Below are 13,975 nucleotides of genomic sequence, written 5' to 3'. Positions count from 1 at the left end.
ATCACTCCGACGAATGTTAACAGTGGAGGCCTCATCGAGAGTAGAGGACCAATGAGGCAACGAACAGGGTCTAAACCAAATCCTCAATACACTGGATCGTAGTCGTCACAGATTCCATCCAGAAACGCTTGATGCACCGTGTCGGTGTGTTTGCTGGCGGTTGTCGCGTGCGTTCTCGTCTCCCAGATGCGAGCAACGGTTTTCGTGTGCGTCACAACTTGTTCACACTCGATCGGATACGTGTTCACGATGTGATCCAGAATGGCGGCGAACCGGCGTTCGTGCTCAAGTCTGTCCTCTGTCTTTGTGACGAGTTGAATTGCCGCATCCTCTAAATCTTCAAGATCCGATTCAAATGCATCCGAATACTCCATGTCTTCACCTGTGTCGGATCACGCCTAAGAACCGGTGATTCCGTATCCAGCAGCCACTACTCTACATATCGTCCTTTTATCATAAGACCAACAATAGCACTACAAAGGAGCACCCCGAGTACCGCGTTAAATAGGGGGAGCTTGGACGCATACGTATAGAGGTGATTCTGTAAGCGATCGATCCCGAGGGCCGCGAAGCTATCTCCGTCCTGTGTCGGAGATGGTTCCGACTGTGGTGTCGTCGTTGGTATTGACTCCAACGTAATCGACCGCGTGGCTTAGTGTATAGGAGCCGGTTGTATCCGTCACTTGCAGTTTGATTTGCAGAACCTCGGAAGCAACTGGTTCCTCCAACCCGCCCTCCGTGAGGGTCAGTTCATCTGCAGCGTCGGTCGGTTGCAAAACGGTGCCACCATCGGGCCCATACGGCTGGAACTGGACCCTCACACGCCCATCATTATTTTCATCTGCAACGACAGCGGTAACCGTTGACCACCGTGATTCGATCGATACTGTGACCGAGTCAAGGCGCGCTTGGTCGCCAGACGGAATCGTGATGGTAAATTCGTACGTCTCGCGTGCATCGCCGCTGGTGTTAGTCGTACCCTCGGCGAAGCTTGGTGTGGGCCCAAACACACTGGCGTTGGGTTGCGGTGGGTTCTGTGAAGTCAGCACGTAGGGATCAAGCCAAGTACCCAGATCTTCGCCGCCGAGGTCAACAACGATACCCCGGAACTCGGTGTAGTTCAGGCTGCCCTGTCCACTGCGCTGATTGACTCGATACATCACGTCGTGTATCGTCGCCTCACCATCTGTTGCCTCTCTGAGTTTCACATCCAGTGCGAACAGCAGTCGTGAGCCTTTCTCATACCTGTGCGATGGTCATAGGTGTCGGCGTCACCAAGTGTGCTATCCTCGTGATGGTCTCCCCGTGGCCACTTCGTGTCCGGATCGGTTTGCGAAGAATTGTGGCAGGCTTCCACCTGAGTTGGCCGCCGTCAGGCTCGAAAGATGATCCGTAGTAGGTAGCGCTGCCCTCGGTGAACCACGCCATATCTCTATCATAAAATGTGATCTCATTGATATGAGCGGTTTCATGAACATAAATCGAAAGCGGAGACCCCGCTTGAACAACTGCATCTGATCGCCCTGCCCCCCAGCTCCAAACTGGCCCTGCAGAACGAAGACAGAAACGTCTCGCTGCGGATCACCTTGGATTGTCCGTTCAGTTGCCGCAAGTGCCTTGATAGCTGTCTCCGGCGAGACTGCCATTTCGACCCGTTCAGGCACGTACAGTGAGATCACCTTCCCATCCGCCCGTTCAGAGTATTTTGTATATGAACCAGTGACGAAATACTGGGCTGCGAGGTCACCCTCACCATGAACCTCGATGGTTGTGTCTGGTGAAACCCGACGGGCTCTTCGTACACTGAGTCGACAAACCGCTCATCAGGGGGATCCTCACGCTGAACCTCTCCCGACGGAGACGGAACGGTGACACGGTGCATCCCAGCGTTTGAGTCGTTGGGAAGCGGATGTGCGATCGTAAGTGAGGGCGCAGCTGTCGTGGTATCCCACGTTAATTTTTGATTGTCTTCGAACCCAGTCGTCTCTACCACGGAGTACCTCTCAATATAGTCGATATCGGTGATTCTGAATTCGACCGTGTCACTGGGAAGATCGAATTCATATGTGAAGTGAACTGTATTGGTTTCATTGAGCCGTCTGATCTCAACTGTGGTTGGAATCACCCGTTCTTCCGGGATGGCGTCAGAGACCTGGGGGCGCGGTGATTCAAGCTGGGCGCCGCTTCCTTTCACGGCACCGTCGGAAGTGCTTGCTTCCGTCATGTCGGCAGAAGAGGGAGAGGTTGGTACGGAAGTACCAGCAACTGCAGGGGTCAACGCAAGTGTCCCGATGACGAGACAGGCCCCGATGAAAGCGAACGTTGAGCGATACTGTTGGGTCATACAGGGTAAGCGTCTGTGGAGTAGGTCTGGTTCATCGGAGAGTGGTGGCTATCTCGGGGAGACAGCGACTATTGGAATTCGCATGCTAGCTCCGTGATGCGTGGCTGATACAATGGAACCATGTATAAATTATTGGGCATTAGTATCACGTGAGGTATGTGGCTGCCCGTTAGAAGCAACGGACCAACTAGCGGGGACTCACCACCACGTTGGCAACTCTAACTGTGCGCCTTCCCTTGGTGGTGTCACAAGACAGCAAGCACGTGCTTGCCGGGGTAGTCTGAAACCGCTACCAACAGTGTGAGAGCTTTCAGGCCTTACCGTAAGATGCCGACCAACCTTCTCACAGGTGTGTGAGAGTGTCGTATGAGATTGTCAGCGACCACAGGTATTACAGAGGTTCGCCGGTTCGCCCATCTGGACAGCTGATCAAACTGAATTCTACTTTTTAAATACTCCTGAGAGGTCCAACCGGTCAACCCGACTCTGCGATGAGCGGACCTCCCCACAGGAGAATAGCCGCTGCTCCGATGACGAGAACCACTCCACCGACTCCAAGCGCAAACAGCGGTGAGACGACGTCGGAGATGACGCCACTCCCGAGCTGGAATGGGACGACAGCTAGGCCGCTGACCATCGCCATCGCACTCAACACGGTCGCCCGACCGAGCGTTTCAACGTGGTCGTTGATGTACTGGCCGGCGAACGAACGGGTGACGTCCGACACCCCACGGATGAGGAGGAACGTCGGGAGCGCGAGGACGGGCATGAAGTACATCCCGACCAACGCCCCGCCGACAGCGAACGGGATGACCAGAAACCATGTTTGAACGCCGACCGTCTCCTTGATCGCCCCCGTGTAATAGCTGAGGACTGCGCCGACGAGACTGTACGCTGCATAGAACCACCCTAGCAACGCTTCGACCTGCGGCTCAGCTATCCCAAGATCGAGAACGACCGTCTCGAAGATCGGTTGGAGAAAGACGAACACGAGGTAAGTGACTGCAGCGTACAGTACGTAGTAATACAGCAGGAACGCACGCAATTGACGACGAGCGAGGACATCCCGCACGATACGAACCGTTCGGCGAAGACTCAGTGTGTCGGTCTCAGTCTGCCTGTACGCCTCTGGTTCATCGATCGTCAGCAGTACCCCGACACCGATGCTGGTGACTGCCGCCGCGACGAACCACGGGTACGAGAGGTCGATACTCCCGAGATAGCCGCCGAGTATCGCTGCTACCGCGCCGACCGCCAACGCTGCCGATTCGCCACGCCCCCTGACGTGGGCAAATTCGTCCTCCGAGAGGTCATCTGTGAGAGTATCGTAGAGCCATGCGTCCTCGCTGCCGGAGCGGAAATTGTACCCCATCGACCAGCAGACGTAGAGCCCCGCCAACGGAAGAAACGAGTTGGAAAGCCCGATACCGAACAGCGTCACTGCGATCAAAGCTGTTCCGAGGAGTAAGCTGTTGCGTCGCCCGACACGGTCGCCGATGTAGCCGGTCGGGATTTCCCCGAGCAGCGTTGTCAGGTTGTAGATCGCCTCCAAAATCGCTATCTGGGTAAACGAAAGCCCTTGAGCCAGGAAGAACAGATACATAATTGGCCGATAAAACTCGACAGCTTTCGTCGACTTGTAGAGATAGTACTTCAGGATGGCACCGGAGAACACTCGACTACTCCCGTCTCGTACACGCCCAGCCATCTCCACCTCGGGCCATGGCGAGCCGACAAGTATGTCCTGTTATTATCGATTCGCCGGTAGACGAATACAGGAACGATTGAACTGATGGGCCATTGATCAGTATCTAACGATCCGCTGAGCTTGTCCTGTTAGTAACCAAAAATCAAAAGCACCGGAATATCGCGCCTCCGTGCCGTTCTACGAAGAGATTGTTCGGAAGGCCGCTAGGTTTCGTCAAGGAGAGGACTCCGATGGCAACCCAATGAGGATATCACTCTTTGAGGTGGTGGAGCAATTGCGCTACATCTTGATCGGTTTCCCAGCACCGAGGGGGACTGATCGTCGTACGATAGCTACCTATCTTCCCTATTTTTTAATCGGTATTGTCAGCAACAACGGTCACTGCCTCGAACTGCGTGCTTCTCTGACCCCATTGCCGTCGCGGATGATGTCCTCGCAGTTTGGACAAAACCCGAACAGAATCTGAGCCAGTCGGCGCAAACACATCGACATACCGCTGCGTAACGAAGCCCTCACAGTTTCCACAAGTCGCCATACGAAAACCTTTGAGTGGGATTTCTTAGGTCTTTTGTCCATTCTCATGAGGAAGACGCACCAACAGCGCAGAGATATCCGGTTGGCTGATTGCTCAATAGATGGAGTCCACGTCGTCAGCATACCAACAAAACTGAACTCGGAAGTCTCTGAACGACACCTGAGCTGACACGTCTTTGTGACAGACGCCTCCGGTACTCTCGGGTACCGGCGACTCTTCGGCAGCGACGAGATATCCTTCGGAGTGGGTTCTCATTGACGAACGCCTGTAAAACGGGCCCCGCTGTCGATGAGGAGATGCGCTGGCCGACGACGACGCCTTTGTCCGCGGGTTTAACGCCCCGTGGACTCGCTAGGGGGCGTTCTCGACAACGTCTCGCCTGATTACGCGGAGGCGATGACCACCGAGACTAGTCGTCGCCGAGCGCGACCGCGCGCTTGACGCCGTCTACGATGCCTGCGATCGGATCGCCGGGAAACTCCACCGCTACGAGGGGGGACGACTACGGCACCTACGCCGCCCGCGTCGACGGTGTCCATTGGGATCTGAAATGGGACCGCGACGGCGTCTCTACCTTCGGGCGGGCGCCAGTGGCGGCGCCTACTCTTCTCGCAGTACGACGCTCCATCGGCGGCCGACGTTCGCCAGTACGTGCCCCAGCTTCGTGGATTCGTCGAAGCGTACAGCGAAGCTGTGGCGGAGTTGGAAGCGGATCTGGCCACGGTCAAGTTGTAACTGACGCGACAGTCTGTCGCTTGTCGGTCGATCATATCAGGAGAGTTCTCGAAGAGCGCTTCGAGACAGGTGAACGCCTCTGTCGCCGCAACGTCTGGTAGATCTGTTTCGAAGCAAAGCTGCATACGTACCGTTTCGACGTCCGTGAGTACGAGCGGTACCTCACCGGTGCTCTACAGTCGCTTGACTGTCTCTCGAGCAGCGGGTTCATCGATATTTCGCCGCTGGCTGCTGAGATGATCCTCTAGGCACTCCGGTCCGTCGTCCAAGAGCACCACTCCCACATCAAACGTACCCGAGCGGTCAACCGACGGCTGTATCGCGTTCGATGAAGAAGACGATCGATGAACCGCTTCACCGCGGTTTATACTCCGTCTCTATGTAGGTCCTGTATGCACAAAAGCCGAGTCGGAAGGGACCGACTCGAATCGCTCCGTGAAGCCCTTGTTGTAACCGGTGAGCGTGAGCGGTTGGACGTTATCGCGCCGTTTAGCGGCGACCCTTTCACATCGATTCCCGCAGGGACTGAGGCGGATGTCGAGGCCGCCGTCGGGCGGGCTGAGGCGGCACAAACGTCGTGGGCCGACCGTCCGGTGACCGAGCGGGCGGCCATTCTGGAGCGATATGCCGACCGGGTGCTCGATGCACAGGACGAGCTACTCGATATCGCGCAGTTGGAAACGGGAAAGACTCGGCGGGACGCCTTCGAGGAAGTGCTTGACGTCGTCCAGACAGCCAACCATTACGCCGATGCTGGCCCGGAACTACTCGAGAGCGAGCGTCGAAGTGGGGCCATCCCGGGGCTGACGAAGACCACGGTTCACCGTCGGCCGAAGGGAGTAGCCGGGTTCATCTCGCCGTGGAACTATCCCGTCACGCTGTCGGTTTCTGACGCACTGCCGGCGCTGCTCGCGGGCAACGCCGTGGTGTTGAAACCCGCAGAAGAGACCACCCATACGGCGTTACTGGCTCGCCGGCTGCTCGTCGACGCTGGCCTCCCGCCGAAGTTGTTTCAGGTCGTTTCCGGGACAGGTGAACGGGTGGGGGCCGAACTCGTCGACCGCGTCGATTACGTCTGTTTCACCGGATCGACCGAGGCGGGGCGGAGTGTCGCCGAACGCGCGGGGCGTGCGCTCATCGACTGCTCGCTCGAACTTGGTGGGAAGAACCCGCTGCTGGTCCTCGACGACGCTGACCCACGGAAGGCAGCTCGTGGGGCAATCCGTGCCTGCTTCCCGAACGCGGGCCAACTCTGTATCAGCACCGAGCGGCTCTATATCGACGAGTCTGTCTATGAAGACTTTCGCGACGCCTTCGTCGCTGAGACCCGGGATCTCAACCTTGGAACTGGGTTCGCGTACGGGCCAGATATGGGATCGCTGCAGTCCGCCGCACAACTGCACAAGACTGAACGCCACGTGACCGACGCCATCGAGAAGGGTGCCGAGGTACTCGTCGGGGGGCGGCCTCGGCCGGACGTGGGCCCATACTTCTACGAACCGACGGTGTTGTCGGCTGTCTCCCCCGAGATGACCCTCTACGATGAGGAAACGTTCGGGCCAGTGGTGAGCCTCTACCCGGTCGGGAACGTCGAAGAAGCCGTCGAACGGGCGAACGATTCTCGATACGGGCTGAATGCATCTGTCTGGACGGGCGATCGCAACCGCGGTGAGCGCGTTGCTGAACGCATCGACTGCGGCACGGTGAATGTCAACGAAGCCTACGCGGCTGCATGGGCGTCGGTGGATGCGCCGATGGGCGGGATGGGTGATTCGGGTATCGGTCGGCGACACGGTGACGAAGGGTTGTTGAAGTACACAGAGGCCCAGACGGTGGCGGTCCAACGGGGGATCCAAATCGGGCCGGGACCACTTCCCGACTGGGTCTGGGCACGGTTGATGAGCAGTTTCTCGAAGCTTCTCAAGCGACTTCCGGGGTGGCTGCGGTGACCACCCCGGAGGTGTTCGTAACGGGGTTCCCTGGCTTCCTCGGGGCGTCCCAGTTGAGCGGCTCGTGACTCGAACTGAGACGGTCCACTGTCTCGTCCAGCCGAAATACCGGGCGGCCGCCGAGGTCCGCGCGGCCGAGATTGCCGGCGATGACTGGCGGGCGGACGTCAGCCTCTACGAAGGGGACATCACCGAGCAGGGGCTCGGACTCACCGCCGAGGACAAAAGCGCACTTCACGCCGCTGTCGGGGAGGTATTCCATCTCGCTGCTGTGTACGACTTGGGCGTGAGTCGAGCGGTCGGCGAAGCAGTCAACGTCGACGGGACTCAGCACGTCCTCGATTTCGCCACCGCTTGTGATGTCGAGGAGTTCCAATACGTGAGCACCTGCTACGTGAGCGGCCGCTACGACGGCGTGTTTACCGAATCGGACCTCGACGTGGGGCAGTCGTTCAACAACCACTACGAGGCGACGAAGTTCGAAGCCGAGCGCCTGGTACAAGAGCGCATGGATGAGGGATTCCCGGCGACCGTGTACCGGCCCGCCATCGTCGTCGGGCACAGCGAAACGGGGAAACCGAGAAATACGACGGTCCGTACTACGTGTTGCGCTGGTTGCAGCGCTGTCCGGGCGTCGCTCCGCTCCCGTGGTTCCCGGGGGCGGACTCGACGGAGTTGAACGTCGTCCCACGGGACTTCGTGGTCGATGCGATCGACCACCTGAGCCAGCATGGTGAACCCGGTGCAGTCTACCAGCTCTGTGACCCCAATCCGCCGACCATCCCCGAACTCACGCGACTGTTCGCCGACGCTACGAACACCCAGGTTTTTCGCGTCCCGACCACCCTAGGCGTTGGGAAGCGCCTGCTCGGGTCGCGGGCGGTCCGCTCAGTGACGGGCATTCCGCCGGAGACGCTCGACTACTTCACGCTCCCGACACGGTACGCCAACCCTGCGACTCGCCGCGCACTCGCGGGGAGTGGCATCCGGTGTCCACCTTTCGCATCGTACGTGGACGTGCTCGTCGAGTACGCACGAACGAACGATGCGCGGTCCGACGCGATGACTTGACGAGAGTCGCCGGATGGGATCCGACAGCGGTCCGAACGCTCTCCGAGCAGGCCGAGAAGCGCGGCGTGACGACGGTCGTCCATCCTGCCGGGGTCGCCCCGGCCTATCTCTATAAGGCCGGTCGTGAGGAGGGACGATGGCTGACACAACCCGATGCCGTAGACGTGACTAACGCCTCGAGGGCGAGAACGTACGCACCCATCGAGACGAGTACGGCGTGTTCGGCGCCGAGCGTGTACGGCAGCCACGAGAGTTCGACCGTGGCGATACCACCGAACTGAAAGAGTCCGGGGAGCGGGTACGCGGCCGACAGGTACACGAGCAGAAGCACATCTTGGTCGTATTCTCTCATCGGACGGGCCCGATAGTGTGCAGTTCGAAATCGAGATTCAGCTAAAGGATGAGGAATCAGTTCTCTGTGAGGACCACATCAGTGTCTTGCCATACGAGGGAGCGTGTTTCGAGGGGTCAGCCGGAATCCTGCGCGTCATCAGCAAACCCAATGAAGACGAACACGAACTCCGAGTGGGGGTAGAGTCTCGTTGAAGTGCTCTTGAGAGGATCGACCGCGTCGAAATCGTGTGCGGACAGGCCGGCCGGTTCGCAGTCGTCCAGGTGCTTGTTTATCGGACTGACGCCCTGTGCCGCTGACGAATGGATCACACACCGGCAGCCGATCGCCGTCGCTCGATCACCGACAGCAAGTCGTCTGGGCGTCGGTCGGCTGGGTACGACAGGTTGTCGCCGTCGGTCAACCGGACGTGCACCGCCCCGTCGGTGTAGTCGACGCCGACGATCCGGTCGTACGGTAGCTCCTCGGTGTCGGCGCCGAGCGTCCAACTCGTGTTGAGCAGATTCGCCTCGGCGTCCGGGCGGATCGTCAACGCCGACTCGCCGACGGCCACGACCGTGACCCGGTACTGTTTGGACTCGTCGATCCCGATGACGGAATCGCCGGCGGCGGTCATCGTGTACGTCGGAGTCCGGTCCGGGTCGGTGTCGAGGGCCGCGACCGCCGCGCGTTTGATGTCCGCCTCCGCGTCGGCGAGCGCCTCGGCGGCGCCGCGCTTCACCGCTCGGACCCCCGCGACCGCGAGCGCCGGCCCGCCGATCAGGATCGCGGCCCCCAGATAGATCCGATCGGCGGCGAGGACGAAGTTGCCGCCCAGCAGTAGTGCCAGTACCACCGCCCACGGCCACTGCCAGCCGGCGGTCCACACCGGTGTGAACGTTCCTACATCGATCGGGCCCTTCTCAGCCATCGCGGTGCCTCCCGGGCCTCGTCTGGCGCTCGTCGACTGTCACGAACTGGCGTTGGCTGGTGTCGTACTTCGGTGTTGCTCTCGCGGTCGAGTGCGTGCCAACCGAGACGTCGAGCGACACCGCGACGGCTGGACGGACGGCCGCGGGGAACGCGTCGTCACTCTGAACCGGAGTTGCGCGTTCGCCCGACCCGCTCGGCTGCATCGACGAGGGTTCCGAGCGTCCGCTGCACGTCGTCGTTGCGGAGGGCGGAGAACAGCCCGAACAGACCGACCCGGCGGTCGGCCGTCTCGTCGGCGAAGGCGCTCGCGCCGGCGTCGAGCGTCTCGATAACCCGGGGATCGCTCGCGCGCTCGGCCACGTCGGCGGCCTGGCCCAGTTGCGTGCCGAGCCGGTAGTACTCCTCGGTGCTTCGGTCGGCGGCGTCGCCGAAGCCCTCCACGAGCGCGAGCAGCCCGCGGACGGTGTCCATGTTCTCCCCGAGCGCGACGAGCGTGTCGACGGACTCCGCGCGGTCGAACGCCGTCGCGAGGCGGCGCACGTCCTCACGGGCGGCCTCGGCGGCCGCTTCGTCCTCCGGGGCGACATCCGCGAGGGCGCCGCTCGCGACCTCAAGCGTCGACAGCAGGTCAAGGAACGTGTCGGTGTTGTCGCCGATCTGTCGCAACAGCACCAGCGTCTCCTCGCGCTCGAACGCGACGCGAAGCTTGGCGATCTCGCCGCGGTTCTCGGCGGCGACGGTGCGCAACTCGGGGACGAGTTCCGCCGAGAGGTCCTGGGCGACGACGACCAGATCGAGCAGGTCCGCGAGCGCGTCGGCGTTGTCGCCCACCTGCTCGACTAGGTGCATCGTCTCCTCGTTCTCCAGGGAGGTCCGCAGGTCCGCCAGCGGCTCGCGATTCTCCGAGACGGCCGTGCGCAGTTCCGGCACGAGTTCGTCGCTCAGCCCGCGGACGACCGTGAGTAGGTCTAACAGCGCGATCAGATCATCCGCCTGCGCGTCGACGCGGGCGGCCAACGCCTCCAAGTTGGCATCGCCGCCGGCGGCGGTCGCGAACGCGTCCGCGTCGGGTGGTGATTCACTCATGTCAGGGAACCGGGTCGTATCCGCGCATCCAGACGTTCCAGTCCAGCGACGGGATCACGTTGATGTCGAGGATCCAGTTGAGCCGGCTCACGACCGGTGCGGAGATGGAGTCCTCGTAGTCGAATTCCGCGATCATCGCCTTCCCCTTCTCAGTGAGGATCGGGCAGGCGGTGTACCCGTCGTACTCCGGCGCCAGCGGCCGGTCCTCGAGGAACCGCTCGACGTTGTCGACGACGACGTGCGACTGCTTGCGCGCCGCCGAGGCGGTCCGGGAGGTGGGCACGTCGGCGTTGTCGCCAAGCGCGAAGACGTTCGAATACGTCTCGTGTTGGAGCGTGTTGTCGTCGACGGAGACGTACTCGCCACCGTCGGTCAGCGGCGAGTTTTCGACGACGAACTCGTGGCCGTACTGGGGTGGAACCGGCGCGTACAGGTCGTACTCGAGTGAGTCGCCCTCCTCCGAGTGGACCGTCTGGTTCTCGTAGTCGACCTCGGAGACGGTGAAGTCGGGCACGAACGTGATGTCGCGGTCCTCCCAGATCTCTTCGATCCGTTCCTGGTACGGTGCCTTCGGTCCGGTTCCGAACACCTCGGATCCCGGTTTGGTCATCACGATCTCGGCGTCCTCGCGAACGCCGCGCTTCCGGAGGTACTCCTCCATCAGCATCGTGAGCTTCAGCGGTGCGCCGCCGCACTTGATCGGCGTGTCCGGAACCGTCACGAGGAAGCGCCCGCCGTCGAACTCGTCGACAGCGTCGCCCAACGCTCGTGCGGCAGAGGCGTGATAGAACGGGTACACCGAGTCCGTCCGGTTCCAGCCTTCGAGCATCCCCGGGATCGCGTCCGGTCGGCGGTTGTTCCCGACCGCGGAAATGAGGATGTCGTACTCGTAAGAGTCCGCTTCTCCTGCGACGGTCTGTTCGTCCGGGTCGATCCCGACAACCTCGTCATGGACGAACTCGACCTCCTTGTGGAGGAGGTCACGCGTGTTTCGCTGCTGCTCGTCGAGGTCCATGTAGTCGAACGGGATCAGGTAGTACGCGGGCTGGTAGCTGTGCGTCCGGCTCTTGTCGATCACGGTCACGTCGGCGTCGATGCGCCGACGGAGCGCGTTCGCTGTCATCGTCCCCCCGGCGCCGCCGCCGAGGATGAGGACGTTCGGTCGTGTTGCTGTCATGGTGAATGTGGCTTCGGTAGTCAGTCGTCGTTCGATCCGTCGGGTTCGGGACCTGCAGCGCCGATGCCGCGGGCGACCGCGACGAGATACCCCATCCCGGCTTTCACCTCCGGGTCGCGCAAGGCGCCGAGCAAGCTGATGGGGCCGACCGGCTCGGCCTCCGCCGATCCGGCCGCGCCGACGCCCTCCAGCATCCGAACGATGCCCCGGTTGACCTCGTCGTCGGTCGCCGTGTCGGCGAGTTCGCCCAGCGAGGTGCCGGTCGCCGCGACCGTCTCGATCATCTCGTCGTCCATCGCGTCCGTCAACAGCGCGACCGCGTCGGCGACTTCCGTGAGTCGGTCGAGCGTCCCGGTCCGCTGGAGCACCGCGACGCGGCGGACGGCCGCGGCGAGTTCGTCGCCGTTTTCTCCGACGGCCGCGCCGAGTTCGACCGTCCCGTTGTCGGCGAGTTCGGTCGCCGCCAGTCCGAGCGTCGTCGCGTCGCCGGCGAGCGATTCGACCATCTCATCGTCGAGGCTGTCCTCGATGAGCGCGAGCGCGTCGAGCAGCGTTGACAGCTGCCCCGACTGCTCCAGCAGGGCAGCGACGGTCTCGGGATTGTCCGCGATCGCCTCACGGACCTCCGGCGGGAGCGACTCCGCGTCGGCGTCCGTGCCGCCGTCGCCGCCGTCGAGCGCGCTCATCACAACACCCCTCGAGCGGTCAGCCAGTACGACTGGTTGTACCCGAGTTTCGACCAGTGGATCAGTTTCGAGGGCTGCTTCGGCGTCGGCTCCTCGTCGTAGTCGAAGGAGATGTACGTCGCCTCGTCCTCGCCGCTCTCGATGAAGCAGACGGTCTTCCCGTCGTACTCGGCGGTCGGGCGGTGACCGCGGACGACGCTGGCCAGCCGGTCGGCCAGCGACGTGGCCGCGTAGTGGGCCGCGCTGCCGGCCTTGCTCGTCGGCAGGTCCGCGATGTCGCCGAGCGCGTACACGTTCTCGGCGTGTGTCGCCTCCAGCGTCGCCGGGTCGACGTCGACCCAGCCGTCGTCGCCGAGCCCGGCGTCCCGGACGATGTCGCTGCCGTCGTGTGGCGGGATCGTCACCAGCAGGTCGTACGACAGCTCTCGCCCCTCGACGGTGTGGACGACCTGCTCGTCGGGATCGACCCGCTCGGGGTTGAAGAACGTCTCCACGTTGATATCGCGTTCTTCCATCAGCGGCCCGACCCAGTCGGCGACCGACTGGATCCCGTGAGCGCGATTGATCGGATAGGTGTACGTGATGTCGACGTCCTCGCGCAGGTCCCGCTCGCGGAGCCAGGTATCCGCGATGAGCGGGAACTCCAGCGGCGCAACCGGACACATGTGCGGCACGCCGACGACCGACATCACGAGATGCCCCTCGGTGAACTCCGCGAGTTCTTGGCGGAGCTCCTCGGTCGCCTCGGGCCCGTAGAAGTGGTGGCCGCCCTCCGCCAGCCCTGGCGTTTCCTCGGGCGTTACCTGCGCGCCCATCGCGAGCACGAGGTGATCGTACGCCAGATCGCTGCGGCTCCCTTCGAACGACACCGTCTCGGCGTCGGTGTCGACGGCGCTGACCCGGTCGATCAGCAGATCCACCCGCCGGTCGATCAGGTCGTCGAGTGGTCGTTTCGCGTCCTCGGGCGTCTTCTCTCCGAAGGGGACGTACAGCCAGGTCGGCTTGTACACGTGCTCCTCGCGATCGTTGACGAGGACAACCTCGACGTCGCCCGCGTCGATCTCCGCGGCGACCTCGTCAGCGAGGTTGTTCGCGAGCACCGACCCGGCGGTCCCGCCACCGACGATGACGACGCGCTCAGTCATCGACCCGTACGTACAGGTCCCAGTGGTCGCCGTGGTCGACCACCTCGACCAGCTCATTCCCGGACGTCTCGGCCCACTCCGACACGTCCGGTTCGGTGCCCTCGTTCGAGCTCTGGAGTCGGATCAGCGTCCCCGGATCGACGTCTTTGACCTTCCCGATCAGTTCCATCATCGGGCCGGGACACGACGATCCGACCGCGTTCACCGTCACGTCGGCCTCGAGTTGTGCGTCGCTCATTCAGTATCGCTCCGTGGCGGATGCAAGCGACCGCGTC

General features: G+C 61.8%; 11 protein-coding genes and 3 pseudogenes. 3 read left to right on the top strand and 11 right to left on the bottom strand.

Annotated features, from left to right (window positions below):
* Positions 1 to 83 precede the first annotated feature (83 nt).
* The 5 genes and pseudogenes from P0Y41_RS17065 to P0Y41_RS18100 form a co-directional block, all read right to left on the bottom strand.
* A complete protein-coding gene (locus P0Y41_RS17065) occupies positions 84 to 374 on the bottom strand; it encodes a hypothetical protein (RefSeq protein WP_284063634.1) in 291 nt (96 codons plus the stop codon).
* Between the two features lie 198 nt (positions 375 to 572).
* Positions 573 to 1,208, bottom strand: coding sequence for a hypothetical protein (locus tag P0Y41_RS17060; protein WP_284063633.1), 636 nt, complete (start codon positions 1,206 to 1,208; stop codon positions 573 to 575).
* Between the two features lie 467 nt (positions 1,209 to 1,675).
* Positions 1,676 to 2,224 carry a hypothetical protein gene (locus P0Y41_RS17055; RefSeq protein ID WP_284063632.1) on the bottom strand — a complete coding sequence of 183 codons (549 nt, stop codon included), beginning with the start codon at positions 2,222 to 2,224 and terminating at the stop codon, positions 1,676 to 1,678.
* A 595-nt stretch (positions 2,225 to 2,819) separates the two neighbouring features.
* Entirely contained in the window at positions 2,820 to 4,052 is a 1,233-nt protein-coding gene (locus tag P0Y41_RS17050; protein ID WP_390214266.1) for an MFS transporter, read from the bottom strand.
* A 378-nt stretch (positions 4,053 to 4,430) separates the two neighbouring features.
* Positions 4,431 to 4,587: pseudogene (locus P0Y41_RS18100) on the bottom strand (DUF7563 family protein).
* Positions 4,588 to 5,714: 1,127 nt separating this feature from the next.
* Here P0Y41_RS18100 and P0Y41_RS17045 point away from each other — a divergent pair.
* From P0Y41_RS17045 to P0Y41_RS17035, 3 genes and pseudogenes are all read left to right on the top strand, one after another.
* A complete protein-coding gene (locus P0Y41_RS17045) occupies positions 5,715 to 7,271 on the top strand; it encodes a succinic semialdehyde dehydrogenase (RefSeq protein WP_284063631.1) in 1,557 nt (518 codons plus the stop codon).
* Positions 7,259 to 8,342: pseudogene (locus tag P0Y41_RS17040) on the top strand (SDR family oxidoreductase). Before P0Y41_RS17045 ends, P0Y41_RS17040 begins: the two are co-directional and overlap by 13 nt.
* A gap of 3 nt (positions 8,343 to 8,345) precedes the next feature.
* Positions 8,346 to 8,550 (top strand): annotated as a pseudogene (locus P0Y41_RS17035) (transcription initiation factor IIB family protein); the annotation flags it as partial.
* A gap of 451 nt (positions 8,551 to 9,001) precedes the next feature.
* Here P0Y41_RS17035 and P0Y41_RS17030 read toward each other — a convergent pair.
* The 6 genes from P0Y41_RS17030 to P0Y41_RS17005 all read right to left on the bottom strand — a co-directional run bounded on the left by P0Y41_RS17030 (position 9,002) and on the right by P0Y41_RS17005 (position 13,938).
* Positions 9,002 to 9,604: a hypothetical protein gene (locus P0Y41_RS17030; protein WP_284063630.1), complete on the bottom strand. Its 603-nt coding sequence runs from the start codon at positions 9,602 to 9,604 to the stop codon at positions 9,002 to 9,004.
* A 158-nt stretch (positions 9,605 to 9,762) separates the two neighbouring features.
* Positions 9,763 to 10,692: a DUF1641 domain-containing protein gene (locus P0Y41_RS17025; protein ID WP_284063629.1), complete on the bottom strand. Its 930-nt coding sequence runs from the start codon at positions 10,690 to 10,692 to the stop codon at positions 9,763 to 9,765.
* 1 nt (position 10,693) lies between these two features.
* Positions 10,694 to 11,869 carry an NAD(P)/FAD-dependent oxidoreductase gene (locus tag P0Y41_RS17020; protein WP_284063628.1) on the bottom strand — a complete coding sequence of 392 codons (1,176 nt, stop codon included), beginning with the start codon at positions 11,867 to 11,869 and terminating at the stop codon, positions 10,694 to 10,696.
* Between the two features lie 20 nt (positions 11,870 to 11,889).
* Positions 11,890 to 12,555 (bottom strand): helical membrane plugin domain-containing protein, encoded by a 666-nt coding sequence (locus P0Y41_RS17015; RefSeq protein ID WP_284063627.1) that lies wholly within the window; start codon positions 12,553 to 12,555, stop codon positions 11,890 to 11,892.
* Complete coding sequence (locus tag P0Y41_RS17010; RefSeq protein WP_284063626.1) at positions 12,555 to 13,700, bottom strand: NAD(P)/FAD-dependent oxidoreductase; 1,146 nt, start codon at positions 13,698 to 13,700, stop codon at positions 12,555 to 12,557. Before P0Y41_RS17010 ends, P0Y41_RS17015 begins: the two co-directional genes overlap by 1 nt.
* Positions 13,693 to 13,938, bottom strand: a complete 246-nt coding sequence (locus P0Y41_RS17005; protein WP_284063625.1) for a sulfurtransferase TusA family protein — start codon at positions 13,936 to 13,938, stop codon at positions 13,693 to 13,695. The genes P0Y41_RS17010 and P0Y41_RS17005 overlap by 8 nt, the downstream gene beginning before the upstream one ends.
* Positions 13,939 to 13,975 lie beyond the last annotated feature (37 nt).

Source organism: Halobaculum halobium (assembly GCF_030127145.1).
GTDB classification, from domain to species: Archaea; Halobacteriota; Halobacteria; order Halobacteriales; family Haloferacaceae; genus Halobaculum; species Halobaculum halobium.
Note: the sequence above shows the minus strand (reverse complement) of the source record. Positions and strands in the feature narration are given on the sequence as shown.